This is a genomic window from Micromonospora sp. CNZ296 (genome assembly GCF_007827635.1).
Genome location: NZ_VISW01000015.1, coordinates 49,733 through 74,809, shown reverse-complemented (window position 1 = coordinate 74,809; position 25,077 = coordinate 49,733). Strand labels below are relative to the sequence as shown.

The window sequence follows — 25,077 nt, the reverse complement described above, 5'->3', positions numbered from 1 at the left end:
CCCGAACCGTACTGTCGCGCATGTCACGCCACGGGCCCGAGGGCGGCGACGGGCGGTCCCGTCTCGTGGGAGGATCGCGCCGTGCCGTCGCTCTTCGCTTCATACCTGCGCGTGTACGAGCCGCTGACCGCCTTCGACCGGGACCGGCAGTCGTACTGGCGCCGGTACGTCAGCGAGGGCCGCGCGATCGCCCCGCTGGAGGGACCGGTACGGCAGCGGACGGCGGTGATCGAGGCGCTCGGCGCCGGCTGGACCCGGCTGCCCGACCTGCCCGACGAGGCGTACGTCCTGGAGTCCGACGACGCGCTGCTGGTCTGCCCCTGGAACCTGCGTATCCGGGTCGCCGAGGCGGCGCTGAGCGCCCGCGACGGCGTGCCCTCGGTGCTGGCCGACGCGTTCGTGCCGCCCGTGCTCGCCGGGCAGGCCAAGGCCGTGGTGGAGGACTGGCGCAGCGGCGCCCGGGTGCTGGAGCACGGGGTGCCCCGGGTGCACGAGCAGATCGCCACCTGGGGCGTGCCCCTGCGCTGGTTCGTGCTGTTCGAGGCCGGCGAGCGGCACCTGGTCACCGAGCCGGAGCGGCGGGCGCTGCGCTACCGCACCGAGATCTCCAAGGCGCGCCGCCGGGCGTCCCGGGCGCTGTCGGTGCTGCGCAAGTCGATCGGCGAGGCGCCCATCACCGAGGCGGTCGAGGAGGCGGCCCGGTGGCTGGAGGAGTTCCACCCGCGCTCGGTGGTCGAGCTGGACTACGGCGGCCTGGTGCAACTGCTGCCGGACGAGACGCTCGAAGCCGACGACTCGACCGAGCTGGTGGCCACCGGACTGTCCGGACTGGGTCGGGGCGAGGCCGAGGAGGCGTCCGCCGCGTACGACAAGCTGGTCGCCCGCTGGCGCGCGGTGCAGCTGCTCGAACGGTGCAACTGACGCCCGGTTTGCCCTGCTAAGTGGCCTTGGACACGAGAGTGTCTCGTAGTTGATGCGTCACGAACCGTGATCATGAGTCCGAATAAGGTAGTTTCTGCGGCATAAAAGTCGTAAAAATCGGGCATGCTTCATCCGTCCGTCTAGGGACCTTCAGCCGTTCGGCCCATGTCGGACATCGGGGACTAGCCGGACCATGGGAGACGCGTCGGCCGGCGGGACCCCGGCCGATGTCTATACATGTGGAGGAGTGACCCCGATGGCATCGCGAACGCACGAACCTGAGCCGCTACTCACACCGGCCGAGGTGGCGTCGATGTTCCGTGTCGACCCGAAGACGGTGACCCGGTGGGCCAAGGCTGGCAAGCTCAGTGCCATCCGGACCCTGGGCGGCCATCGCCGCTACCGCGAGTCGGAGGTTCGGGCCCTGCTGCAGGGGCAGATCCCCCAGCAGCGCCAGGGAGACTGACGAACCGGCGTTCTCCGGCGTTCCGATCAAGGGCGGTGCCGTCGCGGCGCCGCCCTTGATCGTGTCCGGGCTCAGTCGCGCCCCGGGCCGTCCAGCACGATCCGCAGCCCCACAGTGCCGCGCTCACCCCGGCGCAGTCGGCTGCCCAACAGGCTCAGCCGTCCGATCAGCCGGTACTTCCGCTTGAGCAGCCCTCGGACCCGGTTCGTGCTCTCCGGGTCGGCGATCGTCGCGTGACCCGGCACCGCCTCGCCGTGCGGCCGGCCGCGCACGTCGCACGGGGCCACCGTCACCCGGCCGTCGCGCCGGATGCGCTTCACCTTGCCGGAGTCGGCCACCGTCCACACCGCCAGCCCGTCGCCGTCGCGTACCGCCCACACCGGAGTCGGCACCGCCCGGCCGTCCTTGCGGAACGTGGTGAGCAGGACGTACTTCTCCGCCGCCAGGCGGTCCAGGTCGGTCACGCCGCCAAGGATACGGCGGCGACGGCGCCGCCGACCCCCGGATAGCGTTGCGGGCATGACCGGGGAACCCGAGATCGGCGACGTGTTCGGCGAGATGATCCGCGACGCGTACGCGGTCGCCACCGGGATCGGACCGCGCCCGATGGCCGGCGGTCGCCTACCCCGCCCGGTCATCGAGATCATCGAGCGCGACGACGGGCTGGTCAACGGCGCGCCCGCCGAGCACTACCTGGACCCGCCGCAGCGGTGGCAGCCGCACGACCACCGGGCCGTGGACCGGGTACGCGGACACGTGCTCGACGTCGGCGTCGGCGCCGGCCGGATCGCGCTGCACCTCCAGGACCGGGGCGTACCGGTCACCGGACTGGACACCTCGCTCGGGGCGCTGCGGGTCAGCCGGCACCGGGGCGTACGCGACCTGGTGCACGGCACAGTCGACGAGCACGCCGCCGACGGCCGCCGGTACGACACGTTCCTGCTGCTCGGCAACAACCTGGGACTGTTCGAAGGGCGGGAACGCGCCCCGGCGATGCTCGCGGCGCTCGCCGCGCTGGCCCGTCCCGGCGCCCGGGTGATCGCCCACGGCACCGACCCGTACGGGACCACCGACCCGGTGCACACCGCCTACCACGAGCGCAACCGCCGGCGGGGCCGGATCGGCGGGCAACTACGGCTGCGGCTGCGCTACCGGCTGCTCGGCACCGACTGGTTCGACTACCTGGTCTGCTCGCCCGAGGAGTTCGCCGAGCTGGTCCACGGCTCACAGTGGCGACTGACCGACGTGGACGACACCGACCACCCCTACTACCTCGCCACCTTGGAGCTGCGGCGTTAGGAAGGGCCCCTTTCAAGCGCCTAGGCGTTAAGAAGGGGCCCTTCCTTACGTGCTCAGACCTGGACGGTGGGGGTGGTCTGCTCCGGGGGCAGCCCGCCGTCGCCGTCGACCACCTCGTCCGGCGTGCCGTCCTCGTCGATGTCCACCATGGTGATGTCCACCTTGCCGTCACCGTCGGTGTCGAACTGGAACAGGTCGGCCTTGCCGTCGCCGTCGGTGTCCACCACCCACACGTCGGTCTTGCCGTCGTTGTTGGTGTCCGCACGGAGCAGGTCCACCCGCTCGTCGCCGCGGGTCTCGACCGTCTCGGTGCTCTCCGCGCTCTCCGGTGCCTGGCTCATCTCGTTCCTTCCTTCGGCGTTGAGGGCCGTCCTTACCCCGTCCGCTCCGCCCCCACGCATCCCGGCGGCCCGGCCATGCATAGGGTCGCATGCAGGAACGAGCGAGCGGACGGGCCCGGCGGCGGAGACCCCGCGCGCCCCCGCCGCGGCGAGGGGACGTCGATGAGTGGTCGTTTTGTGGTCGTCGGGGCCGGCACCATGGGCCTCGGCATCGCGTACGTGGCGGCCGGCGCCGGGTACGCGGTCGAACTGGTCGAGGTCGACCCCGCCCGGGGCGCCGAGGCCCTGCGCCGGCTCGGCGAGCTGTGGGACCGGGGCGTGCAGCGCGGCAAGCTGACCGAGGAGGCCGCCACCGCCAACCGTGAGCGCGTCACGCTCCGGGCCGGGCTCGCCGAGGTGGCCGAGGGCGCCGACGTGATCGTGGAGGCGGTGCCCGAGCGGCTCGACCTCAAGCGTGCCGTCCTGCGCGAGGCGGAGAGCCGCCGGCCGGCGCTGCTGGGCAGCAACACCTCCAGCATCCCGATCGCCGAACTGGCCGCCGGGCTGGACCGCCCCGCCGACTTCGTCGGGTTGCACTTCTTCAATCCGGTGTGGGCGATGGCGCTGCTCGAGGTCGTGGTCGGCCCGGCCACCGCGCCGGAGACGACCGAGGCGGCCGTCGCGCTCGCCGCCCGGCTCGGCAAGGACCCCGTCGTCGTACGCGACATGCCCGGCTTCGCCACCTCCCGGCTGGGCGTCACGCTCGGCCTGGAGGCGATCCGGATGGTGGCCGACGGGGTGGCGAGCCCGGCCGACATCGACAAGGCGATGGTGCTCGGCTACCGGCACCCGATCGGCCCGCTGGAGCTGACCGACCTGGTCGGCCTGGACGTGCGGCTCGACATCGCGCGCACGCTCCAGGCCGCGTACGGGGACCGCTTCGCGCCGCCGCCGCTGCTCGTCGAGATGGTGGCCGCCGGGAAGCTGGGCAAGAAGTCGGGGCGGGGCTTCTACACGTGGAAGGACGGCGTGAAGCAGTGAGCGCGAGGAGTGAGCTTGCGAGCCCCGCAGTCGCGAACGACAGGCCGGCACAGTGAGCGGGCTGCGGATCGAGGAGCTGCCGGACCGGCTCGTGGTCACGCTGGACCGGCCGGAGAAGCGCAACGCCATCGACGCCGACCTGGTGGGTGAGCTGCATGCGGTCTGCGCCGACCTGGAGGCGCGTCCCCGGCTGCTGCTGCTCACCGGCGGGACGGCGGGCATCTTCGCCGGGGGCGCCGACATCGCCCAGCTCCGGGAGCGTGGCCGGCTGGACGCGCTGGCCGCCATCAACCAGGGCGTCTTCGCCCGCATCCGGGCGCTGCCGATGCCCACCGTGGCCGCAGTCGACGGGCCGGCGCTGGGCGGCGGCGCCGAGCTGGCGTACGCCTGCGATCTCCGGGTGTGCACGGACCGAGCGGTGTTCGGCCAGCCCGAGGTGCGGCTGGGCATCCTGGCCGGCGCGGGCGCGACCTACCGGCTGCCGGCGCTGATCGGTGAGGCCCGGGCCAAGGAGCTGCTGTTCACCGGCCGGCGGGTGGACGCCGAGGAGGCGCTGCGGATCGGGCTGGTGAACCGGGTGGTGGCCGACCCGGCGGAGCTGCTGCCCACCGCGCACGGCCTGCTCGACGAGATGGCGAAGGGCTCCGCGCTGGCGCTGCGGCTGACCAAGATGGCGGTGGACGCCCCGGCGGCCGCGCACCCGCAGCTGGACCTGCTGAGCCAGGCGGTGCTCTTCGAGGACGAGGAGAAACACCGGCGGATGACCGAGTTCCTGGACCGGCGCCGGGCCCGCTGAGCCCGGGAGAGACGACGAGGGCCGCACCGGTCTCCCCGGTGCGGCCCTTCGCGTCGGTACGCGTCAGTGCTTGATGTCGACTCCCGCGTCGTCCAGCGCGGTGATCGCCGGCGCGGACTCGGCGAAGCCGATGAGCAGCAGCGCCTCCGGGCCGAACGCCTTGATCTCCTTGGCGGTGCCGCTGAAGTCGACAGGCGTCTTCGGGTCGGCCGGCGGCTCGTAGGTCAGCAGCTTGATCCGGTCCGCGCCGATCCCGGCCTTCTCCAGCTCCGAGCGGACGTTCTCCTGGAGGCCCTCGCCGTACGAGTCCTTACGGGCCAGGATTGCGATCTTGCGCGGCCCGTCCCGGAGCATCACGTCGGCCAGCGCGCGGCCCTGGAGGCTGTCCGGCGGCGCGGTACGGAAGTAGAGGCCCTTGTCGTCCACAGCGCTCAGCCCCGCGTCGGTGTTCGACGGGGAGAACAGGATCCGGCCGGCGGCCACCACGTCCGGCAGTACGGCCCGGGAGATGCCGGAGCCGCCCGCGCCGATGATGACCTGGACGCCCTTGCTGACGTGCGAGGCGACGGTGGCCTTGGCGACCTCCGGGTTGGTGCCGTCGTCGCCCTCGATCCACTTCACCGGCTCGCCGAGCACACCACCTGCGGCGTTGACCTCACGGATCGCGAGCGCCGCGCCGGCCGCCAGCGGCGGGTTCGCCAGCGCCAGGTCACCGGTCTTCGGCAGCAGCCCGCCGAGGACCAGCGGGGCGTCCTTCGCCTTGCCGTCGCGCGGCTTGCGCCCACGCGGCGGGGCCTTCGTGCTCGCCCCCGACTCCTCACCGGCGCCGACGAACTCGGTCTTGCTGTCGTCGATCTTCTGGTTGTCGAAGTGCATGGTGCCGTAGCTCGCGGTGGCCGGCTCGCCGGTGTCGGTGAACCCGGCGCGGGTCAGCGACACGCCCCGGTACTCGATGTCCCGGCCCGCGCGGGCGAGCTGGAGGCAGGCCGTCACGTCGTCGCAGCGTTCACCGCCGGTGGTCACCCCGACGATCTGCTTGGCGATCTCGGCCGGAGCGGTGGTGCCGGCGAGCTGGGCGGCCAGCGCGCTGATCACCACCGCGTCGTACGACTCGGCGGAGTAGAGGAAGTCACCCAGCTTCGGGTCTACGGCGAGTAGTCGCTCCTTGAAGCTCTCGGCAAGCGGAGTGAGGGGCGTGGTGCCCTTCATCCCGTTCACCAGGTCCGCGCGGTCCTTGAGTTCCGCGGCGTACGAATTGAGCATGTTGCCGTCGGTGCCGTAGAGGCGTACCTGGGTGGCAGGCGTTTCCTCCGGCTCGTCGCTCCCGCAGGCGCTCGTGGCGAGCAGAAGCGCCGCGCAGGCCATGGACAGGGCCGCGCGCGACGTGCGTGTTCTCAGCATGGTCGTCCTTCCTCCGGCGAAGGTCCGCTGCGCACCTTAGCGTGCTCGCGCGGCATGCGGGACTGTGGAGTCGGCTCCGTCGGCACCCCGACTGCGGGTATCACTCTGCGTGGTCGACGAGCCGTTTCCGGGTCACGGCTTGACCCCCGGCGATACTGTTCCGCGGGTGAACGACGAAGCACAGCAGACGCTCGACGACGCGACCGCCGTGCTCCGTTCCGCCCTCGCCGGTGACGGCGCCGGCGTGGTGGGCACGTTCGACGCGGTGGTGGACCGCTCCGGCCTCGCCGGGGCGTACGGAGTGGCGTGGTGCCTCGCCGCCACCATGCTCGGCGACGACACCCCGGGCGGCGGCGCCGCCCTCGACTTCCCCGGCATCGACCAGGCCGACTACGACACCCGCTGGGTGGCCCGTTTCGTCAGCGCGTGCGCCAACGACGACGCGGACACCGGCGAGGCGCTGTTCGGGGCGGCGGCCGCCGACGGGCTGCTGCCCGACTGCCTGCTCACGCTCGCCGGGTCGACCATCGCCACGCTGCGCAGCCGGTCGGACTGAGCCCGGCGCGCGGCCCGGCCCCTCGGCTGTGGTAGCTCTGGGTGCATGTCCGAGGCGATGCTCAGCAAGGTGCGCAAGCTGCTCGCCCAGGCCGAGGACCCGGCCTGCACGCCCGCCGAGTCGGCCGCCTTCATGGCCAAGGCCACCGAGCTGATCGCCCGCTACGGCGTCGACCGGGCGCTGCTCGCCGCCCGCGACCCGGCCGCCGACCCGGTCGGTGACCGGACCGTCGACGTGGTCGCGCCGTACGCCCGGGACAAGGCCGGCCTGCTCGCGGCGGTCGCCGAACCGCTGCGGTGCCGATGCGTACGCCGCCGGCAGGGCAACGGCTTCGTCATGCACCTGTTCGGCTTCGCCAGCGACCTGGAACGGGTCGAGCTGCTGTTCACCTCGCTGCTGGTGCAGGCCGCGCACGGGCTCGCCGGTGCTGTCGTACCGGCCGGGGAGCACCCGGCGGCGTTCCGGCGTACCTGGCTGGCCGGGTTCGCGTACGTCGTCGCGGAACGACTGCGCGCGGCCGAGAGCAAGGCGGTGGCGGAGTCGGGTGGAACCTCCACGGCTCTGGTGCTCGCCGACCGCTCCGATCGGGTCCAGCGCCGGGTCGCCGAGGCGTACCCCCGGTTGCGCACCGCCCCGCGACGGCGGCTGGCGGGCGGTGGCTTCGGTTCCGGCGCGGACGCCGGCCGCCGGGCCGACCTCGGTGGCACCGGCGTGGCCGGGACCGGCGCGGCGCCCGGTATCGCCGGCTGACGGGCTGCTGTCCGGTCGGTGCGGGTCAGGCGCTGGTGCGGGCGACGGTCGCCAGGTAGCGGCAGAGCAGTTCGTGCCAGCCCGCGGTGAGCGCCTCGCGGTAGCCCTCGGCCGCCGTGCCGTGCCGGTCGAAGTAGCGGTGCTCGACGTCCACCCGGGTCCGCTCCGGACCGTCGGCGTGGAACAGGACCTCCACCTCGCTGGCCCGCGCCGGATCCGGCACCGGCACCCGGTCCGGGCCGATCTGCCAGGTGAACACCAGGCGCCGGGGCGGATCCCAGGTCAGCACGCGGCCCCAGTCGTTGCGGAAGCCGTACGGGCCGATCTCGTAGAGCATGCCGCCGGCCCGCGGCTCGATGCCGATCGCGGCGAGCGCCTCCGGGCCGGACCAGGTGTATTCGCGCACCCACCAGTCGGCGAGCGCGCCGGTGAAGACGGCGTACGCCCGCTCGGCGGATGCCGGGACGAGCAGGCTGCTGCGGAGGGAGAAGCGGTCGGATTCCTGCCGGACCTCATCCGGATCGGCCATCTCCTGTCCCATAGGTCCGGACCATACCGGCTCATGTCTCGGTGTGCAGCTTCCGTTCCGCCCGCTTCCGGACACCGGGAACACCGGTTCCCGACAGCGCTGAGTGGTGGGACAGGCGCTCTGCGCAAGGCGCGACGGCGCTTCCGGGAGGTGCCCCGGCGGGGCTTCCGGGAGGTCAGGGCGGGCATCCGCGAGGTGGGGGTGGGCGACGGATGCCGTACCGGAAAGCGGGTAACCGCGGCCGATCGGACCGATGGGAGAGCGGGGAGCATGACCGACAGCCGAGCCACCGAACCAGTGCCGGACCCCGGTGACGAACTGACCGGCTCGCCGGCCGGTCCCGAGTCGGAGCCGGACGTCCTGCTCGACGTGCCTGAGCTGACAGTCGACGAGATCCGGCTCGCGGTGGACGGGCTCGACGCCGACCTGTCGCTGCGCGCCCGGCTGGCCAACCTGCTCCAGCTCGACGCCGGAGTCCGGGTGCACCTGGAGGGCGTCGAGCTGGACATCACCGGGGTGAGCGCCGAGGCGCTGCTCAAGGTACGGCTGGAGAAGCTGGTGCAGATCCTGGACCGGGCGCTGACCACGATCGACCGGAACCCGCAGCTGATCGACGCGCTGGCCCGCTCGGCCGGTGTCACCCTGGACGACGTGCACCGGCTCGCCGCGCCGGTGGTGGACCAGACCGGTCGTACGGTGGCCGCAGCCGGCGAGGTGGTCGAGCGCACCGCTCCGGCGGTGTCCGGCCCGATCGAGGCACCCGAGCCGCCCGGGCGCCCGGCGCGGACGGAGTCCGAGCGTGCCGCCGGATCGGGGCAGGGCGCCGGTGCGGGCCCGTCGGCGGAACGTCCCACCGAGAAGAAGCGCGGTTCGGAGCGCCCGGGCGGGACCGGCCAGCCGGCGAGCGCCGCCGCCGAGGCGGCACAGTTGGCGGGACAGGCCGGACAGGCACTCCGGCAGGCCGGCCGGAGCGTCTGGGAGGCGATCCAGGGCAGCCCCACCCAGAACCGCCGCCCCCCAAAGACCTGACCGCCCGCCGCCGGTCCCGCCGCCCGCCTGTCCGGGATCGGGTGACCGGGGAGGGCATCACGCGGGTGGGAAGTCGTCCGGACCGGCCGAGGTGGAGGGCTGTGCGGCCTGCTGGTGGCGGCGGAGGAGTTCCTGGAGGGCGGCGATCTCAGACTGCAGGGCCTGACGTCCCTCCCTGGTGATCCGGATCCACGTCCGCGGACGACGGCCGTGGTAACCCTTCTCCACCTGGATCAGGCGTGCCTCCTCCAGCACGGTGAGGTGCCGGGACAGGTTGCCCGCGGTGAGTTCGAGGGCCTCCCGGAGATAGGCCACCTCCACCCGCTCGCCTTCGGCGGCGATGGTCAGGATGCCGAGCCGGTGCCGCTGGTGGACCGTGTCGTCGAGACCGTTCGTCGGGAACGGCCCGCCCGCGCGAGGGTCGTCCACGGTGCTCACGCGTACCCATTGTGCTGCTTCTTCGCGGCGGCGAGCGTCAGACCCCCGCCGATCAGCAGGACCGGTGCCGGGAGCATTGCCGCAAGCATGAAGCTGAACCGGGTCAGATCACCCGGTTGCAGGTCGGAGACCTGGAACCAGGCGTTCACGGCGACGAGCACGACGGTGTAGAGCCCGACCACGACCCACAGGCTACGGCTGCGTTCGAGGTGGGCGAGGACCGCCAGGCCCACGGCGATCACGAGGTGCGGCAGCATGCCCCGGTTGGCGAGGCCGAGCAGCGGACCGGTCAGCCAACTGGTGCCGCCCGACACGGGTGCGCTGGTGTTGAACAGCAGGAACTCCAGGACGACCGGAAGGGCGAGGCCGACGAGTGTGCCCGCGATGCCGGCGATGACGTACGCACGGGTCGGGGTCTGAACGCCCGCTCGCCGGCCGTGCCAGCGGTACCAGGCCAGGCCGGCCAGGTAGCCGCCGACGAGCGCGGCCAGCCAGTACCAGCCCAGAGCGGTCGACTTCTCCAGGAAGCCGCCGCCGAGACCGGTCAGGACAGGACCGTCGGACCCGGCGCGCAGCGCGGGTGGCTCCGCCGACTCCACGTACAGCGGCGCGGCCGCCGCGATGAGCACCCCGAAGAGCAGGAGCGGAAGCCAGTACGCCTGACGGGCCGCCCGCGCCTGCCGGCGGAGGGTGGTCATCGAGGCGAGCAGTTCCTGGGCATCGTCCTCGCGGGGTGACTCGGACGGCATGGTTCCTCCCGGCAGCCGTAGCGCTGTGACCCAAATAGGTTTGCAGCGCAAACCTATTCGCGCAAGAGGTCGAGGGTCTCGAACATCCGCGCCTGTTTCGACATTTCTCTAGGTTGACAGACTTCGAATCAAGAGGCAGGGTGGAGACTGCTTCGATAAACATCTAGACAGGGGGTTCCCATGTCCCGCGTCCAGCTCGCCCTGCGCGTGTCCGACCTCGAAGGCTCCGTGGCCTTCTACAGCAAGCTGTTCGGCGTCGAGCCGGCCAAGCGCCGCCCCGGCTACGCCAACTTCGCGGTGGAGAACCCGCCGCTGAAGCTCGTACTCCTCGAAGGTGAGCCCGGCCTGCCGACGGTGATGGACCACCTCGGGGTCGAGGTGTCCACCACCGAGGAGGTCAACGCCGCGACCAACCGCCTCACCGAGTCCGGCCTGATCACGCTGGAGGAGAACGACACCGAGTGCTGCTACGCGCTCCAGGACAAGGTCTGGGTACGCGGCCCCGGCGACGAGCCGTGGGAGGTCTACACGGTCAAGGCCGACTCGCCGCAGCTGGCGAAGGCGACCGAGAGCGCCTGTTGCGCCTCGGACGCGGCGGAGCAGCCCGCCGCTGTCTGAGCGGATGCCACGAGGTCCCCACCGGCCTGCACGCCGGTGGGGACCTCTTTCGTGCGCCGGCGGCTACCGTGCCTCGGCGAATTTCAGCCGTTCGAGCTTTTCGACGTAGACGAACCGCTTCCCGTCCGGCGAGAAGCTCGGGTGGTAGGCGCGGGCGCCGCCGGCGATCCTCGTCTTCTTCCCGGTGCGGACGTCGACCGACCAGACCCCGCCCACGTGGTCCGACGCGACGGCGGCGATCACCGACCGGCCGTCCGGCGACACCGCCAGGTCGGCGAGGCCGGGAAGCTCCGTGATGAACCTGGCTGTGGCCGATCCGACGGCCCACTCCGTCAGGTGCCAGGTGAGATCGTCCGGACTCACCTCGGGCGGCAGCGGCAACCTGCCGAGGGAGTCGGGTGCGGTGATGAAGAACAGCCGTTCACCCAGCGCCGCAGGCGACCGCGCCAGCACCGTCGACTCGCAATCCGTGTCACCGCCGCTCAGGTTGAAGGTCACTCCGCCCACCGTCACCGGAGAGCCGAACTCGTACGCCTTCCCGTCGGCGAGCAACTGGACTCCCCCCGGACCGCACTCCCGGGGCGCCTCCACATATCCCCCGCCGCCACGGTTCACGAGTGCGGCTTCGGCGAGGAAACGCGTCGACGCCAGAGGCTCGAACGTCCTGTCGGCGGGCGAGTAGCTGAGCAGCTCGGTTTCGTCCCAGCCGCATTCGAGGGCCACCCCGAGGTCGCCGCCGGGGCCGGCGAACAGGAAGCTGAACAAGCCCGCTTCGCAGGTGGATACCGCTGGCGCGCGCTTGAGAACGGGTTCCTCGGCGCTCCCATCGGGTCGCTGCCGCCACACCTCGGCTACTCCCGAGCCCGAGGTCGAGGTCACCTCCCGCAGGTAGTAGACCCAGCCGTCGGCGGCCCAGACCGGATGGAACAGGGAGACTCGGTCCAGGAGCCCCGAGACCCGGCCACACCCGCCGAGCAGGATCACGGCCAGTACGAGGACCGGCGTCAGAGCCGTACGCAGCGCACGCACACGTGGCCTTCCGGTGGCATCCTGTCCGCCACTCGGCGGGCCCGCTCACCGTAGACGCGGGACGCGTCGCGCGAGTGCCCGCTCCACGCCGCGGTGCCTCCGTCGCGATGCACCCGGCCGATGGAACCACAGGGGCCGTCCGAGCGTCGGTATCGGTGTGAAGCTGCGCGCCGCGATTCTGCTCGCCCTGACCGCCCTCAGCCTCGGCCTCGTCGTGGTCGCCTCACCGGCGGAGCCGGCCTGGGCGTGCAGTTGCGCGCGCACCGGCGCGGACGAGCGTGCCGACCTCATCGTCGTCGGCACGATCACCGAGGTGACGGACACCGGGGTCCAGCTCGCGGTGGAATCGGTCGAGAAGGGCAGCCTCCGGGCAGGGGCCACGCTCCGGCTGAGGGTGGGCCGCCAGGAGGAGAGCTGCGGCTACGACTTCCGCACCGGCACCCGGTACCGCGTGAACTCCCGCGACGGCGTCACCGGGCTGTGCGCGGGAATCACCGCCGCACCTGCGCAGGTGCAGACCACACCGTCCGCGCCCGCAGCCGCCCCGACGCTCGTCACGGCCTTACCGGCACCTGCACAGGTGCCGGGCCGTCTGTGGCTCGTGGGCGGTGCCGTGCTGACAGTTCTCGCCGCCGGACTGGTCGCTGTGTCCATGCGACGGCGCCGGATCGAAGCAAAAAGGTAACGGGCAGACCGGACAGGCAGGCTTCTAGCGCACAAAGCAGAACGCCGACCTGCGTTCCCGCTGGTCGGCGCTCCTGTAGCCCGGCGAAAGGCTATGTGGCCAGGGGCGGGGTCGAACCGCCGACCTTCCGATTTTCAGTCGGACGCTCGTACCAACTGAGCTACCTGGCCGTGGTGCTCGGCACATGCTACCGCACGGGCCGATACGCAGAACGCCGCGCATCGAGCTGCGCGGCGTCAGCGCTTGCGGTCCTGACGGGACTTGAACCCGCGACCTCCGCCTTGACAGGGCGGCGAGCACTCCAACTGCTCCACAGGACCTGGCTGGTGTTGCATCCGGCGCGAGCCGGACCGTGCCCCCAACGGGATTCGAACCCGTGCTACCGCCTTGAAAGGGCGGCGTCCTGGGCCGCTAGACGATGAGGGCGGCCCCGCCATCATTGCACACTCGCAACTTCAAGCGGACTTGCTCCCATCCGGCCCCGCCGGAGGCAGGAGAAGCATATGTCATGCCTGCGCGGACGACAAAACCGGTATGGGCACGGCCGTGGAGCCGGGCAAAACCGCAGGTCAGCGCGGCAGGGCGATGCCGTACCGCCGCTTCAGGTCCGGGATTAGGTGCCGGCAGGCGGCCATCGTCTGGGCCCGGTCGCCCCCCGCGTCGTGCATCAGCACGACCGAGCCGTGCCGGGTGGCGCCCTTCACCCGCTTGATGATCGTCTTCGCCGGTGGGTGGTCCCAGTCCTGCGGATCCACGCTCCAGTGCAGCGGGCGCAGGCCCATCTGCTTGGCGATCGTGACCTCCTCGGCCGTCCAGCGGCCACCGGGCTGGCGGAACCAGGTGATCGGCGCCTTGGGCGCGGCGGCGTGGATGGCCTCGTTCGTCCGTTCCAGGTCGGATCGGATCTCGGCGGCGGAGCGCCGGCCCAGGTTCACGTCGTGGTGCCAGCTGTGATTGCAGAGCTGGTGCCCCTCCCGGACGATCCGGGCCACCAGTTCCGGGTAGCGCTTGGCCTGCTTGCCGACGACGCAGAAGGTGGCCTTCACGTGGGCCGCCCGGAGCTGGGCCAGGATCTGCGGGGTGTAGCGGGGATCCGGCCCGTCGTCGAAGGTGAGCGCCACCCCGTTGCTCCCGCTGGCCCGGTGCAGGCCCGCCGGCAGTTTCTTCGGCAGCGGGCGCAGCTTGGGCTTCGCGGGGGTGGTGTGGGTCGGTGAGGGCTTCGTCACCGGCGTCGGGGACGGCGACGCCGAGGCCGACGGCGGTGCGGCGGCCTTCTCGGGTGACTTGCCGGCTTCGCCGCAGCCGGTGACGAGAAGCACCAGGCCCAGGGCGAGCGCCGACAGGGCGCGTGGACGCATTCGTCGCTCCCGGAGGGGTCGGGGTCAGACGGACTTTCCGACCGTAGTGGACGCCGACCCGGAACGGGAGAGGGGCTCAGCTTGTCGTCGACTGGTCCAGCGAGTCCCGTACCGCCACGGCCAGCGACAACGCCTCGGCCAGGTCCACCGGCCGGACCACCCCGGCCGGCAGCGAGTCGGCCCGCCAGCCGGGCCCGGCGGCGAGCACCAGCAGCGGCCGGCGTGGCACCGCCAGCAGCGCGGTGAGCTGGCACGGGTCGGCTGTGGCGCGGATGTGCGACCAGAGCACCACGGCCGCCGGACCGGTCCGGTTGACGGCCTCGACCAGGGCCGGCACCGGTACGCGGGCACCGAGCATGCGGTAACTCACACCGACCTCGGCCAGCGCGGCGGCGAGTGCCTCCAGCGGCAGCGAATGCTGCTCCTCGTCGGCGCAGGAGAGCAGGATCCGGGGCGGACCGGTCATCGGGTACGTCCGCGCCACTGTGGCGAACGCCTCGGAGACGCACCGGGACATGAGGTGTTCCACCTCGATCAGCGCGGAGGTGGCGGCGTGCCGCTCCCCGATGCCGGCGAGCACCGGCCGCAGCAGCCCCTCCCAGGTCGCCACCACCCCGTCGGCGGCCAGTGCGTCGGCGATGGTCCGGCCGATGGTCACCGAGTCCAGTCGCATGGCGGCACGGGCCAGCCCGCGCGCCGCCGGCCCGGCCCGGCCAACCGGGATGGTGGTGCCGCCGCCGTCGCGTACCGTCGAGGCCCGTGCCTTGAGGCCGAGCCGCTCCGGAGGCAGCACGGCCGGCGCCTGCCGGGCCCAGCGGGCGGCCTCGGCGGGCGCGACCCCCTCGGTGGTCAGCCGGCGCATGATCTCCAGGCGGGCGAGGTCGGCCGGCGTGTACCGCCGGTGGTGGCCCGGTACGTGCTCGCTGGGGCCGAGACCGTAGCGCTGGTGCCAGGTACGCAGCGTGGTGACCGCCACGCCCAGTCGGCGTGCGACGGCCCCCGCGCTCAGCGCCTCATCGGCCACCCGACCGCTCCGGTGCCTCGGTGGCCGGTACGCCCGGCCGGGACGCGTCGGTGGGGTGCAGCAGCCGGTTGACCACGCCGCCGAGCCACGGCGCGTACTCGCGGGGGTGGGCGTCCAGGTCGGCCACCACCGCGCCGGGGTCGACCCAGCGCAGGTCGGCCACCTCGTCCGGGTCGGGCCGCGTGACCAGGTCGGCGGGTACGTCGGCGCGCAGCACGTGGTCGTACTCGAACTCGACCCGTCCGGTCGCCGGGTCCTCGGCGTAGTAGAGGTAGACGCCCACCTCGGTGAGGTCGACCGCGTCGACGCCGAGTTCCTCGGCGAGCCGCCGGTTGGCGGCCTCGGTCAGCGACTGACCGGGCAGCGGGTGTCCGCAGCAGGAGTTCGCCCAGCGCAGCGGGAACCGCGTCTTGACCGCGGCCCGCTGCTGCAACAGCACCCGCCCGTCGGGATCGACGAGGAGCACCGAGAAGGCGCGGTGCAGCCGCCCGGGTGGCTGGTGGGCGGTCGCCACCGTGGTCTCGCCGATCACCAGCCCGTCGTCGTCGACCAGCTCGACCAGGTGGGTCTCCCGCTCGCTCACGACATCGCCCCGGTGATCCGGGCCGCGGCGATCTTGCCGCTGATCAGCACCATCGGCACGCCGACACCGGGCTGCGTGCCGGAGCCGACGAACACCACGTTCTCCAGCGTCTGGTGCAGGTTGGAGGGGCGGAACGGGCCGGTCTGGAAGAGGCTGTGCGAGGCGGCGAACGGGGTGCCGGCGGCCATGCCCTGCGCCGCCCAGTCGGCCGGGGTGACGGCCCGCATCACCTCGATGCCGTCGCCGAAGCCGACGTAGCCGCGCTCCTCAAGAGTGGTGACGAGCTGGTCGGCGTACCGCTGCGTGAGGTCGCCCGTCCAGTCGAACGGCGCCCGTTCCAGGTTCGGCACCGGGGCCAGCACGTAGTAGGTGTGCCTGCCGGCCGGCGCCACCGACGGGTCGGTGCGGCTCGGGTTCGTCACCAGCAGCGACGGGTCGGTCATCAGCTCGCCTCGGCGGATCACCTCGTCGAACGTGCCCTTCCAGGACCGCCCGAAGTGGATGTTGTGGTGGGCGATCTTGCCATAGCCCTGCGTCGAACCGATGTGCAGCACCACGCAGGACGGCGAGTAGGTGAGCTTGCGCTGCCGGCTGGGCGGCAGCAGGTCCTGGTAGGCGACCGGCAGGTCCGGGTTGAGCACGACCGTGTCGGCGGGGATGAAGTCGCCGTCGGCGGTGACGACGCCGGTGGCGCGGCCGTTGGCGGTCTCCACCCGGGTCACCGTGGTGCCGTAGCGGATCTGCACGCCGTGCTTCTCGGCCGCGCCGGCCATCCCACGCGAGACCGCGTGGATGCCGCCGCGCGGGAAGCACACGCCGGCCACCGAGTCGAGGTACGCGATGACCGCGTAGATCGCCAGCGCGTCGTGCGGCGACAGGCCCGCGTACATGGCCTGGAAGGAGAAGATCCGCTGGGTACGCGGGTCGCGGAAGAACTGGTTGATCTTCGTCTGGAGCCGCCGGAAGGCGCCGCTGGCGAACAGCTTCAGCAGGTTGCCGGTGAGCAGGTCCGTCGGCGCGTCCAGGTTGCGCTCGATGAAGTCGGCCCGTTCCCACTGCCACAGGTTGCGGGCGTACTCGACGAAACGCAGGTAGCCGTCGGCCTCCCGGGGGCCGCAGACGCGGGCGATCTCGGCGGCCATCCGGGTGGTGTCGGTGATGACGTCGAGCGTCGACCCGTCCGGGTAGTAGGCGCGGTACGCCGGGTCGAGCGGGGTCAGGTCGAGCCAGTCGGTCAGCTCCTCGCCCACCGCGCCGAGCGCCTCGGCGATCAGGTCGGGCATGGTGAGGACTGTCGGGCCGGTGTCGAACTCGTACCCGTCGACGCTGAGCCGCCCGGCGCGCCCGCCCGGCACCGGCTCGCGTTCCAGCACTGTCACCTGCCGGCCGCTGCCGGCCAGGTGCAGCGCGCAGGCCAGCCCACCCAGCCCGGCGCCGACCACGACCACCCGGTCGGTCCGTCCCTTGACGGTACGCATTCCGGCCCCCTTGCTCACGAAGTTGCTCATCATGCCCGCCGCGCCGTGGCGGCGGTGGCGAGGCCGGTCAGCGCGGTGCGCGCGGTCTCGTCGATCGGTGCGGTGCCGAGCGCGGCGAGCGCCTCGGTCACCCGGTCGGAGATCATCCGCTCCACCCGGGCCGTGGCCCCGGTGTCCCGGACCACGTCGGCCAGCCGGTCCACCTCAGTTGCCGAGGTGACCGAGCCGGCCCGCTCCAGGACCCGGCGCTGCGCCGGGTCGGCGAGCTGCCGGGCCAGCATCAGCAGGGCGGTCGGCTTGCCGGTACGCAGGTCGTCCCCGGCCGGCTTGCCGGTGGTCTCCGGGTCGCCGTAGACGCCCAGCAGGTCGTCGCGGAGCTGGAACGCCTCGCCGACGGCCAGCCCGTACCGGGTGTACGCGGCGATGAGCGGGTCGTCCGCGTCGGCGCCCGCCAGACAGGCGCCGAACAGCAGCGGACGCTGGACGGTGTAGCTGGCGGTCTTGTACCGGGCCACCCGCAGCGCCCGGTCGACGGTCCAGCTCGCCGAGTCGTTCTCGCCGAGCACGTCCAGGAACTGCCCGGCGACCGTCTCCACCCGCATCTGGTCGTAGCAGCGGCGCACGTCGAGCAGCCGCTCCGCCGGGACTGCCGCGTGCGCCATCAGCCGGTCGGCCCAGACCATGCACAGGTCGCCGATGAGGACGGCGACGGCTTCGCCGTACCGGTCGGGGTCGCCGGTGTGTCCGGCGGCCCGGTGCCGGGCGGCGGCGGCCCGGTGCGCGGTGGGCAGCCCGCGCCTGGTGTCGGACGCGTCCATCACGTCGTCGTGCACCAGCGCGAACGTGTGCAGCAGCTCCAGCGCGGACAGGGCCGGGAGCACCGAGCACAGCGGTTCCTCCCCGCCGACCACACCCCGCCATCCCCAGTACGCGAACGTGGGGCGGACCCGCTTGCCGCCGGCCAGCACGCAGTCGCGTGCCGTGGCCGCGAAACCACCCATCGCTGCGTCGATCTCGGTGAGCGATTCGACTTCCGCGGCCAGGAACGCCGCGAGCGTCTCATCGACCCCTTTGATCAGGTCTTTCGTGAACGCGGCCAGTACGCCGCGGACCGGATCGTCCGTCGCCCCGGGCTGAGCCGGCGCGACGCGGAGCGCATTACCCGCAACTGCGTCGTTGGCCATGTGGGCGAGCGTACCCTAGGGTTACGAGTTGCGTCGATTGCTGCGTCGAAACTGAGGAGGGCCGATGGACACGGATCTGACCGCTGCCTATGACCGTTGCCGCGAGCTGCACCGCCGTCACGGCCGTACCTACTATCTCGCCACCCGGCTGCTTCCCGCCTGGAAACGGCGACATGTGCACGCCTTGTACGGCTTCACCCGGTACGCGGACGAGATCGTCGACCGCACCGAGGACCTGCCGCCGGCCGAGCGCGCCGCCCGGCTGCGCGAGTGGTCGGATCGATTCGTCGCCGGGCTGCACGGTGCGTCGGTCGACGACCCGCTGCTCCCCGCGGTGCTGCACACCATCGCCGTGTTCGACCTGGACCGCGACGACTTCGCGTCGTTCCTGCGCAGCATGGCGATGGATCTGACTGTCATGTCGTACCCGACCTACGACGACCTGCTCGACTACATGGAGGGCTCGGCCGCTGTCATCGGCACCATGATGCTGCCGATCCTCGGCAGTTCCGACCCGGCCGCCGCCCGCGAGCCCGCCCGTCAGCTCGGCTTCGCGTTCCAGCTCACCAACTTCATCCGGGACGTCGCCGAGGACCTCGACCGGGGCCGGACCTACCTGCCCGACGAGGACATGGCCAAGTTCGACCTCACCCGCGACGACCTGCTCGCGGCGAAGGCCGCCGGCCGCACCACGCCGCGCATCCGCGAGCTGATCGAGTACGAGGTGACCCGCGCCCAGGCCCACTACGTCGCCGCCGCACCGGGCATCCCGCTGCTCGACCCGGCCTCGCAGGCGTGCATGCACACCGCGTACGCGCTCTACGGCGGCATCCTCGACGAGGTGGCCGCGCAGGACTACGACGTCTTCGTGCGCCGTGCCCTGGTGCCGCAGCGGCGCCGGATGGCGGTGGCCGCGCGGGCGCTGCTCACCCCGCCCGGTACGCCGGTGCGGGTGCCCGGCCCGGCACTGGAACCGGCCCTGGCCGGATGACCGGCCGCACGGCGGTCGTGCTGTTCACCCGTGACCTGCGGGTGCACGACCACCCGGCGCTCGCCGCCGCCTGCTCCGCGTTCGACCGGGTGGTGCCGCTCTACGTGCTCGACCCGGCGCTGCAGAAGCTCTCGCCGAACCGCACCCGCTTCCTGCACCAGAGCCTGGCCGACCTGCGTGAGACGCTGCGCAAGCGCGGCGGCGACCTGGTGATCAGGCGTGGCGACCCGGTGGCCGAGACGGTGAAACTGGCCCGGAAGGTGGGCGCCGAGGGCGTCGGGCTCTCCGCCGACGTGAGCCGCTACGCCCACCGCCGGGAACGCCGGCTGCGCGCCGAGTGCGACAGGCACCGGATGTTCCTGCGCCTGTTCCCCGGCCTGACGATCGTCGAGCCGGGCGCGCTGCGCCCCGGCGGCGGCGACCACTACCGGGTCTTCAGCCCCTACTTCCGGGCCTGGCAGGGCGTGCGGTGGCGGGACGAGCTGGCCGCGCCGAAGCGGGTCCGGCTGCCCGACGGCGTCGACCCGGGCCGGTTGCCGGACCCGCCGAAGGGCGACAGCCCGGATGCCGCCGTCGGTGGCGAGACCGTCGCCAGGCGCCGGCTCACCGCCTGGCTGCCCACCCTCGACCGGTACGACGACATCCACGACGACATGGCCGGCGACGAGACCTCGCGGCTCAGCCCGTACCTGCGGTTCGGTTGTGTCTCGCCGCTGGCGGTGGCGACCCGGGCCGGCGACCGGGACGGGCCGTTCGTCAGGCAGCTCTGCTGGCGCGACTTCTACCACCAGGTGGTGGCCGGTTTCCCCGACCTGTCCACTGTTGCCTACCGGCGCGGCGCGCGGGAGGACTGGCGCGACGACACGCACGCGTTCGACGCCTGGGCCGAGGGGCGGACCGGCATGCCGATCGTGGACGCGGGCATGCGTCAGTTGCGCGCCGAGGGCTGGATGCACAACCGGGCCCGGCTGATCACCGCCGGCTACCTGACCAAGCACCTCGGGCTGGACTGGCGGCCCGGCCTGGAAATCTTCTTCCGGTGGCTGCTCGACGGCGACCGGGTCAACAACTCGGGCAACTGGCAGTGGGTGGCCGGCACCGGCAACGACACCCGGCCGTACCGCGGCTTCAACCCGGTACGGCAGGCCGAACGCTACGACCCCGACGGCGCGTACGTGCGGCGCTGGGTGCCCGAGCTGGCGTCGGTGGCGGGCAAGGCGGTGCACCAGCCGTGGCGGCTGCCCGACGAGGTACGCCACACACTCGACTACCCGCCGCCGCTGGAGGTGCCCGGCGCCGACGCGGTCTGGCTGCGCTGACGCCGCCCGCTGACGCCGGCTTGTGCGTCCCGCCGGCACCGCGCATCACCGGCGCACGAACGTGTCCGGACACGCCGGCGCACCGCTCCCGTGGCAGTGTGGGCTCGGCAGAATCGGTCACTCCAAGTGACCTTTCGCCCGCCGGGACCGTGTGCCTCTCGTCCCCTTTGCTCTGCAGCCATATCCGCATTGGTTGCGGAACGTCACCACCTGGGCCTCGCGCGGTTTTCGGACCTGCGAGGAAATCCCTGTTCAGCGCCGTGCTGCGCTAATGGCTGCAGAGCAAAGTCGGAAAAGGGAACACGGGGCCGCCCGGCCGGCCGAATGCGCTGCGTGACGATGGCTCGGGATCACCGAGGGTGACCGACTGTCAGAGGCAGGAGTGCAACGCCTCGACCAGCTCCTCCACCCGGTCGTGGTCGGCCAGCCGGGCTGTCGCGTACGCAAAGGTGTAGCCGCGCTCCGGGTCGGCCCAGGCGCTGCTGCCGCCGATCCCGCCCATGCCCCAGCTGCCGTCCGGCTCCCACTGCATGCCGAGCGTCCAGTCCACCGGACGGTCCAGCAGCAGGTCCGGTCCGCTGTACTGCACCCGCGTCGCCTCGGTGACCAGTTCCGGGCTGAACAGGCGTACCCCGTCCAGGGTGCCGCCGGCGAGGAGGCCCGCGTAGAGCCGGGCGAGCCCGGCGGCGGTGGCGTGCAGGTTCACCGCCGGGATCTCGGCGGCCCGCCACAGGTCGCTGTTCACCATCGCGACGTCGCGCCCGCCCGGCGGGTTGTCCAGCGCCCGCGCCCGCAACGAGCCCGGCTCGCCGCGCATCGCATCCGGCCAGGCCGGATCGGCGTACGACAGATCGGCGCACCGCCGCCGGTCGGCCTCACCGAGCCCGAAGGCCAGATCCAGGCGCCACGGTCCGGCGATCTCCTCGGCCAGGAACCGGCCCACCGAGCGTCCGTCCACCCGGCGGACCAACTCGCCCACCAGGTGCCCGTACGTCCAGGCGTGCTCGGCCGCGACGGCGCCCGGCGTCCACTCGGGCTCGGCCGCCGCCAGATCGGCGCAGAGCAGGTCCCAGTCGGCGATGGCGGCGGCGGGCCGGGGCACCGGGAAGGCGGGCAGCCCGGCGGTGTGGGTGAGCACCTGCCGCACGGTGGCCGGGGCGCGGAAACCCGGCCAGTACGCGGACACCGGCGCGTCCAGGTCGACCCGGCCCCGATCGACGAGCAGCAGCAGGCACAGCGCGACCACCGGCTTGCCGGCCGAGTAGACGTCGACGAGCGTGTCCGGTCGCCACGGCCGGTCCGCCCCGGCGGCCGGTACGACAGTGCCGGGCGGGACCGTCGCGGTGGTGCCGCCCACCAACTTCACCACCGGTACGCCGTCGTGCCACACCGACAGCGACGCACCGGTCTCCCGGCCGGTCGTGAACAGGTCGTGGAAGCAGTCCCGGACCGGGGTGAAGCGCGCGTGCATGCGGCCACGGTAGGCGGTCGCGTTCGTTATCGGCGCGGGAATTCCGGCCCGGTGCGGTGGTCGGTGTCCCGAAGGTGCGGAATGCTTGCGGAATGGCGGAGCCGGAACTGGTGGACGTAGTAGTGGTCGGGCTCGGCGTCGGCGGCGAGGAGGTGGCCGGGCGGCTCGCCGAGGCCGGCCTCACCGTGGTCGGCATCGAACGGGACCTGGTCGGTGGCGAGTGCCCCTACTGGGGGTGCGTGCCGAGCAAGATGATGATCCGGGCGGCGAACGCGCTGGCCGAGGCGCACCGGGTCAACGAGCTGGCCGGGTCCGCCCAGGTGCGGCCCGACTGGGCGCCGGTGGCGAAGCGCATCCGCGCCGAGGCCACCGACACCTGGGACGACAAGGTGGCAGTGGACCGGTTCACCGGCAAGGGCGGCCGGTTCGTCCGAGGCAGTGGGCGGCTCGACGGCCCGAACCGGGTACGCGTCGGCGACCAGGTTTTCCAGGCCCGCTACGGCGTGGTCCTCGGCACCGGCACCCGGCCCTCGGTCCCGCCGATCGACGGGCTGGCCGACACGCCGTACTGGACCAATCACCAGGCCATCGAGGTCGAGGAGCTGCCCGCGTCGCTGCTGGTGCTCGGCGGCGGCGCGATCGGGCTGGAACTCGCCCAGGTCTTCGCCCGGTTCGGCGTGCGGGTGACTGTCGTCGAGGCGGCCGACCGGGTGCTCGCCGTCGAGGAGCCGGAGGCGTCGGCGCTCGCCGCCGACGCGCTGCGCGCCGACGGGGTGGAGATCCACACCGGGGTCAAGGCCAGCCGGGTGAGCCACGACGGCACCACGTTCACCGTGCACGCCGACGGCGCCGAGTTCACCGGCGAGAAGCTGCTCGTGGTGACCGGCCGCAAGGCGCACCTGGAGGAGCTCGGGCTGGACACGGTCGGGGTGGACGCCGGGCAGCGGTACCTGCCGGTGAACGACCGGATGCACGTCACCGACGGGATCTGGGCGGTCGGCGACCTCACCGGCGAGGGCGCGTTCACCCACATCGCCATGTACCAGGCCGGCATCGTGGTGCCGGACGTGCTCGACCACATGCGGCGTACCAAGGGCGGCCCGGACGCCAGCGGCACCGCGAGTGTCGTCGGCGGCGCGGCCGGGGTGGTCAGCGCGGTCGGCGGCGCGATGAGCGCGGGCGGCTCGACAGCAGCGCCCGGCAGCGTCCCGGTGGCCGACTACCGGGCGCTGCCCCGGGTCACGTTCACCGATCCCGAGGTCGGCGCGGTCGGCCTCACCGAGCAGCAGGCCCGCGAGCGCGGCGTCAACGTCCAGGTCGGGTACGCCGACCTCACCTCGTCGGCCCGGGGCTGGATCCACAAGACCGGCAACGCCGGGTTCATCAAGCTGATCGCCGACGCCGACCAGGGCGTCCTCGTCGGCGCCACCTCGGCCGGACCGGCCGGCGGCGAGGTGCTCTCCGCCCTCGTCGTGGCGGTGCACGCGGCGGTGCCGATCAGCCAGCTCCGGCACATGATCTACGCGTACCCGACGTTCCACAGGGCCATCGAGGACGCGCTACGCGCGCTGAAGTGACGCCTCAGCCGGCCGGCGCACCATGCCGGCCGGCCCCGTCGGCGAACCGGCCGGCGCCGCGTACCCCGTCCACAGCCAGCGACTCCAGGCCGTAGGCCAGCTCGGTCGCCATCGCCTCCGGCTCCGGCTGCCCCGCGCCGTCCCGCACCGCCGCCCGGTCGTTGCGCAGGCACGTCTGCGGCGACCGGGCGATAGCGGCGGCCAGCTCCTCCGCCGCCGCGCGGGCCTCACCCGGCGCGACCAGCCGGTTGACCAGACCCATCGCGTACGCCTCGTCGGCGCCCACCGCACGGCCGGTGAGGATCAGGTCCATCGCGCGGCTCTCCCCGATCAGCCGGGGCAGCCGGACCGTCCCGCCGTCGATCAGCGGTACGCCCCACCGGCGGCAGAACACGCCGAGCGTGGCGTCCGACTCGGCGACCCGCAGGTCGCACCAGAGTGCCAGCTCCAGCCCGCCGGCCACCGCGTACCCGGAGATCGCGGCGATCACCGGCTTGGACAGCCGCATCCGGGTGGGGCCCATCGGCCCGTCGCCGCCGGGCTCGACGCGGTTGCCGCGCGGCGTGCCGACGGCCTTGAGGTCGGCGCCGGAGCAGAACGTGCCGCCCGCGCCCCAGAGCACGGCGACCGCCGCGTCCGGGTCGGCGTCGAACGCGCGGAACGCGTCGGCCAGCGCTCGTGCGGTGGGCCCGTCCACGGCGTTACGAGCCTCGGGCCGGTCCAGGATCACAGTGGTCACGGCACCGGCGTGCTCGACGCGTACCCCCATGGGCTCAGCATGCCCGCGACGGCGTCGGCGTGGCTACGGCCTATTTGATCGTGCCGGGCCGGGTCAGCCAGCGCATCGGCTGGCCGGTGACGGCGGCGACCTGGTCGAAGTCCCGGTCGTAATGCAGCAGCGAGAGCCCGTGGTACTCGGCGGTGGCGGCGATGAGCAGGTCGACCGCGCCCGCCGACCGGTGCGCCCCCCGTGCGGTCAGCTCGCCCTGGATCTCGGCGGCACGTTCGTAGATCCGGTCCGGCATGACCACCCAGCCGAAGGCGGCCCGGAGCTGCTCCGCCAGCCGCGTCCGGTCGGCGACGGACCGGGCGGTGTAGAGGAATTCCAGCTCGATCAGCGGGCAGACGGCGAGCAGGCCCGCTGTCACCTGCTGGTCCCAGCGCGCCAGCACCTCGCGATCGCGCAGGAGCCGGACGAGGGCGCTGGTGTCGATCAGGTAGTCGGCCAGCTTCACGAGCGGTAGGTGCCCTTGTCGAGCAGTTCGTCGAAGTCACCAGCCTGTCCGCGCTCGGCCAGCTCCGCCAGCGCGCGGGCGCGGCGCAGTCTCGTCGCGCCCTCGCGGAGAGCGACGTTCACTGTGTCCTTCTTGGTCTTCGTGCCGAACGCCTCGGCGGCATCCGCGAGCACCTCGTCGTCGACGTCCACCAGAATCTTGGTCATCGTGACCCCCTATATACGGCTAGC

Annotated in this window: 29 protein-coding genes and 3 tRNA genes; 13 read left to right on the top strand and 19 right to left on the bottom strand. The window is 72.7% G+C overall.

The window, feature by feature from the left end:
- The first annotated feature begins 81 nt into the window (after positions 1-81).
- Together FB455_RS23790 and FB455_RS23785 are read left to right on the top strand one after the other, a co-directional pair.
- Positions 82-921, top strand: coding sequence for a DUF8083 family protein (locus tag FB455_RS23790; RefSeq protein ID WP_013283431.1), 840 nt, complete (start codon positions 82-84; stop codon positions 919-921).
- Positions 922-1,177: 256 nt separating this feature from the next.
- Positions 1,178-1,387 (top strand): BldC family transcriptional regulator, encoded by a 210-nt coding sequence (locus FB455_RS23785; protein ID WP_007073996.1) that lies wholly within the window; start codon positions 1,178-1,180, stop codon positions 1,385-1,387.
- Between the two features lie 71 nt (positions 1,388-1,458).
- On the opposite strand, the gene FB455_RS23780 is transcribed toward FB455_RS23785, so the two are convergent.
- Positions 1,459-1,851: a PPOX class F420-dependent oxidoreductase gene (locus FB455_RS23780; RefSeq protein ID WP_013283432.1), complete on the bottom strand. Its 393-nt coding sequence runs from the start codon at positions 1,849-1,851 to the stop codon at positions 1,459-1,461.
- A 55-nt stretch (positions 1,852-1,906) separates the two neighbouring features.
- Here FB455_RS23780 and FB455_RS23775 point away from each other — a divergent pair, with 55 nt between their 5' ends.
- Complete coding sequence (locus tag FB455_RS23775; protein ID WP_013283433.1) at positions 1,907-2,686, top strand: class I SAM-dependent methyltransferase; 780 nt, start codon at positions 1,907-1,909, stop codon at positions 2,684-2,686.
- 53 nt (positions 2,687-2,739) lie between these two features.
- On the opposite strand, the gene FB455_RS23770 is transcribed toward FB455_RS23775, so the two are convergent.
- Positions 2,740-3,027 carry a hypothetical protein gene (locus tag FB455_RS23770; protein WP_013283434.1) on the bottom strand — a complete coding sequence of 96 codons (288 nt, stop codon included), beginning with the start codon at positions 3,025-3,027 and terminating at the stop codon, positions 2,740-2,742.
- A gap of 162 nt (positions 3,028-3,189) precedes the next feature.
- Here FB455_RS23770 and FB455_RS23765 point away from each other — a divergent pair, with 162 nt between their 5' ends.
- Together FB455_RS23765 and FB455_RS23760 are read left to right on the top strand one after the other, a co-directional pair.
- Positions 3,190-4,047, top strand: coding sequence for a 3-hydroxyacyl-CoA dehydrogenase family protein (locus FB455_RS23765; protein ID WP_013283435.1), 858 nt, complete (start codon positions 3,190-3,192; stop codon positions 4,045-4,047).
- Between the two features lie 52 nt (positions 4,048-4,099).
- A complete protein-coding gene (locus FB455_RS23760; RefSeq protein ID WP_013283436.1) occupies positions 4,100-4,843 on the top strand; it encodes an enoyl-CoA hydratase/isomerase family protein in 744 nt (247 codons plus the stop codon).
- 63 nt (positions 4,844-4,906) lie between these two features.
- Here the strand turns inward: FB455_RS23760 and FB455_RS23755 are convergent, their stop codons facing one another.
- Complete coding sequence (locus tag FB455_RS23755) at positions 4,907-6,244, bottom strand: ABC transporter substrate-binding protein (RefSeq protein ID WP_013283437.1); 1,338 nt, start codon at positions 6,242-6,244, stop codon at positions 4,907-4,909.
- A gap of 166 nt (positions 6,245-6,410) precedes the next feature.
- Here FB455_RS23755 and FB455_RS23750 point away from each other — a divergent pair, with 166 nt between their 5' ends.
- Positions 6,411-6,800: a hypothetical protein gene (locus FB455_RS23750; protein ID WP_013283438.1), complete on the top strand. Its 390-nt coding sequence runs from the start codon at positions 6,411-6,413 to the stop codon at positions 6,798-6,800.
- 45 nt (positions 6,801-6,845) lie between these two features.
- Positions 6,846-7,550 carry a DUF2786 domain-containing protein gene (locus FB455_RS23745; protein ID WP_013283439.1) on the top strand — a complete coding sequence of 235 codons (705 nt, stop codon included), beginning with the start codon at positions 6,846-6,848 and terminating at the stop codon, positions 7,548-7,550.
- Positions 7,551-7,575: 25 nt separating this feature from the next.
- Here the strand turns inward: FB455_RS23745 and FB455_RS23740 are convergent, their stop codons facing one another.
- Positions 7,576-8,091 carry an SRPBCC family protein gene (locus tag FB455_RS23740; RefSeq protein ID WP_030273417.1) on the bottom strand — a complete coding sequence of 172 codons (516 nt, stop codon included), beginning with the start codon at positions 8,089-8,091 and terminating at the stop codon, positions 7,576-7,578.
- A gap of 258 nt (positions 8,092-8,349) precedes the next feature.
- On the opposite strand from FB455_RS23740, the gene FB455_RS23730 reads away from it, so the two are divergent.
- Positions 8,350-9,108 carry a hypothetical protein gene (locus tag FB455_RS23730; RefSeq protein ID WP_145754994.1) on the top strand — a complete coding sequence of 253 codons (759 nt, stop codon included), beginning with the start codon at positions 8,350-8,352 and terminating at the stop codon, positions 9,106-9,108.
- 57 nt (positions 9,109-9,165) lie between these two features.
- On the opposite strand, the gene FB455_RS23725 is transcribed toward FB455_RS23730, so the two are convergent.
- Positions 9,166-9,546, bottom strand: a complete 381-nt coding sequence (locus FB455_RS23725) for a winged helix-turn-helix domain-containing protein (protein WP_013283442.1) — start codon at positions 9,544-9,546, stop codon at positions 9,166-9,168.
- Positions 9,543-10,295 carry a hypothetical protein gene (locus FB455_RS23720; RefSeq protein ID WP_091330451.1) on the bottom strand — a complete coding sequence of 251 codons (753 nt, stop codon included), beginning with the start codon at positions 10,293-10,295 and terminating at the stop codon, positions 9,543-9,545. The genes FB455_RS23725 and FB455_RS23720 overlap by 4 nt, the downstream gene beginning before the upstream one ends.
- A 180-nt stretch (positions 10,296-10,475) precedes the next feature.
- On the opposite strand from FB455_RS23720, the gene FB455_RS23715 reads away from it, so the two are divergent.
- Entirely contained in the window at positions 10,476-10,913 is a 438-nt protein-coding gene (locus FB455_RS23715) for an ArsI/CadI family heavy metal resistance metalloenzyme (RefSeq protein WP_013283444.1), read from the top strand.
- A gap of 63 nt (positions 10,914-10,976) precedes the next feature.
- On the opposite strand, the gene FB455_RS23710 is transcribed toward FB455_RS23715, so the two are convergent.
- Complete coding sequence (locus FB455_RS23710) at positions 10,977-11,897, bottom strand: TolB family protein (protein ID WP_232236750.1); 921 nt, start codon at positions 11,895-11,897, stop codon at positions 10,977-10,979.
- Between the two features lie 202 nt (positions 11,898-12,099).
- Between FB455_RS23710 and FB455_RS23705 the strand changes: the two genes are divergently transcribed.
- Positions 12,100-12,627, top strand: a complete 528-nt coding sequence (locus FB455_RS23705; protein ID WP_013283446.1) for a hypothetical protein — start codon at positions 12,100-12,102, stop codon at positions 12,625-12,627.
- Positions 12,628-12,723: 96 nt separating this feature from the next.
- Here FB455_RS23705 and FB455_RS23700 read toward each other — a convergent pair.
- The 8 genes from FB455_RS23700 to FB455_RS23665 all read right to left on the bottom strand — a co-directional run bounded on the left by FB455_RS23700 (position 12,724) and on the right by FB455_RS23665 (position 18,254).
- Positions 12,724-12,797: transfer RNA gene (locus FB455_RS23700), tRNA-Phe, on the bottom strand.
- Positions 12,798-12,873: 76 nt separating this feature from the next.
- A tRNA-Asp gene (locus tag FB455_RS23695) sits at positions 12,874-12,947 on the bottom strand.
- A 33-nt stretch (positions 12,948-12,980) separates the two neighbouring features.
- A tRNA-Glu gene (locus tag FB455_RS23690) sits at positions 12,981-13,053 on the bottom strand.
- Between the two features lie 143 nt (positions 13,054-13,196).
- Positions 13,197-13,985, bottom strand: a complete 789-nt coding sequence (locus FB455_RS23685) for a polysaccharide deacetylase family protein (protein WP_030273420.1) — start codon at positions 13,983-13,985, stop codon at positions 13,197-13,199.
- 76 nt (positions 13,986-14,061) lie between these two features.
- Entirely contained in the window at positions 14,062-15,009 is a 948-nt protein-coding gene (locus tag FB455_RS23680; RefSeq protein WP_013283448.1) for a MerR family transcriptional regulator, read from the bottom strand.
- Entirely contained in the window at positions 14,999-15,592 is a 594-nt protein-coding gene (gene idi, locus FB455_RS23675; RefSeq protein ID WP_013283449.1) for an isopentenyl-diphosphate Delta-isomerase, read from the bottom strand. The genes FB455_RS23680 and idi overlap by 11 nt, the downstream gene beginning before the upstream one ends.
- The gene (gene crtI / locus FB455_RS23670) at positions 15,589-17,070 is read right to left on the bottom strand and encodes a phytoene desaturase family protein (protein ID WP_186461583.1); all 1,482 of its coding nucleotides are present in this window, start codon (positions 17,068-17,070) and stop codon (positions 15,589-15,591) included. Before crtI ends, idi begins: the two co-directional genes overlap by 4 nt.
- Before the next feature lie 29 nt (positions 17,071-17,099).
- Positions 17,100-18,254 (bottom strand): polyprenyl synthetase family protein, encoded by a 1,155-nt coding sequence (locus tag FB455_RS23665; protein ID WP_047891875.1) that lies wholly within the window; start codon positions 18,252-18,254, stop codon positions 17,100-17,102.
- Between the two features lie 64 nt (positions 18,255-18,318).
- Between FB455_RS23665 and FB455_RS23660 the strand changes: the two genes are divergently transcribed.
- Both FB455_RS23660 and FB455_RS23655 read left to right on the top strand, forming a co-directional pair.
- Positions 18,319-19,245 carry a phytoene/squalene synthase family protein gene (locus FB455_RS23660; protein ID WP_145754992.1) on the top strand — a complete coding sequence of 309 codons (927 nt, stop codon included), beginning with the start codon at positions 18,319-18,321 and terminating at the stop codon, positions 19,243-19,245.
- Complete coding sequence (locus FB455_RS23655) at positions 19,242-20,564, top strand: cryptochrome/photolyase family protein (RefSeq protein ID WP_145754991.1); 1,323 nt, start codon at positions 19,242-19,244, stop codon at positions 20,562-20,564. Before FB455_RS23660 ends, FB455_RS23655 begins: the two co-directional genes overlap by 4 nt.
- Before the next feature lie 370 nt (positions 20,565-20,934).
- Here FB455_RS23655 and FB455_RS23650 read toward each other — a convergent pair whose 3' ends face one another.
- Positions 20,935-22,035, bottom strand: a complete 1,101-nt coding sequence (locus tag FB455_RS23650; protein ID WP_145754990.1) for a serine hydrolase domain-containing protein — start codon at positions 22,033-22,035, stop codon at positions 20,935-20,937.
- A gap of 92 nt (positions 22,036-22,127) precedes the next feature.
- Here FB455_RS23650 and FB455_RS23645 point away from each other — a divergent pair, with 92 nt between their 5' ends.
- Positions 22,128-23,612 carry a dihydrolipoyl dehydrogenase family protein gene (locus FB455_RS23645; RefSeq protein ID WP_013283455.1) on the top strand — a complete coding sequence of 495 codons (1,485 nt, stop codon included), beginning with the start codon at positions 22,128-22,130 and terminating at the stop codon, positions 23,610-23,612.
- 4 nt (positions 23,613-23,616) lie between these two features.
- Here FB455_RS23645 and FB455_RS23640 read toward each other — a convergent pair whose 3' ends face one another.
- The 3 genes from FB455_RS23640 to FB455_RS23630 are packed head-to-tail and all read right to left on the bottom strand — an operon-like array spanning position 23,617 to position 25,053.
- Positions 23,617-24,381 (bottom strand): crotonase/enoyl-CoA hydratase family protein, encoded by a 765-nt coding sequence (locus tag FB455_RS23640; protein ID WP_013283456.1) that lies wholly within the window; start codon positions 24,379-24,381, stop codon positions 23,617-23,619.
- Positions 24,382-24,421: 40 nt separating this feature from the next.
- A complete protein-coding gene (locus tag FB455_RS23635; protein ID WP_047891870.1) occupies positions 24,422-24,847 on the bottom strand; it encodes a PIN domain nuclease in 426 nt (141 codons plus the stop codon).
- On the bottom strand, positions 24,844-25,053 hold the full coding sequence (locus tag FB455_RS23630; protein WP_047891869.1) for a type II toxin-antitoxin system VapB family antitoxin: 210 nt from the start codon (positions 25,051-25,053) through the stop codon (positions 24,844-24,846). Before FB455_RS23630 ends, FB455_RS23635 begins: the two co-directional genes overlap by 4 nt.
- Positions 25,054-25,077: the final 24 nt, after the last annotated feature.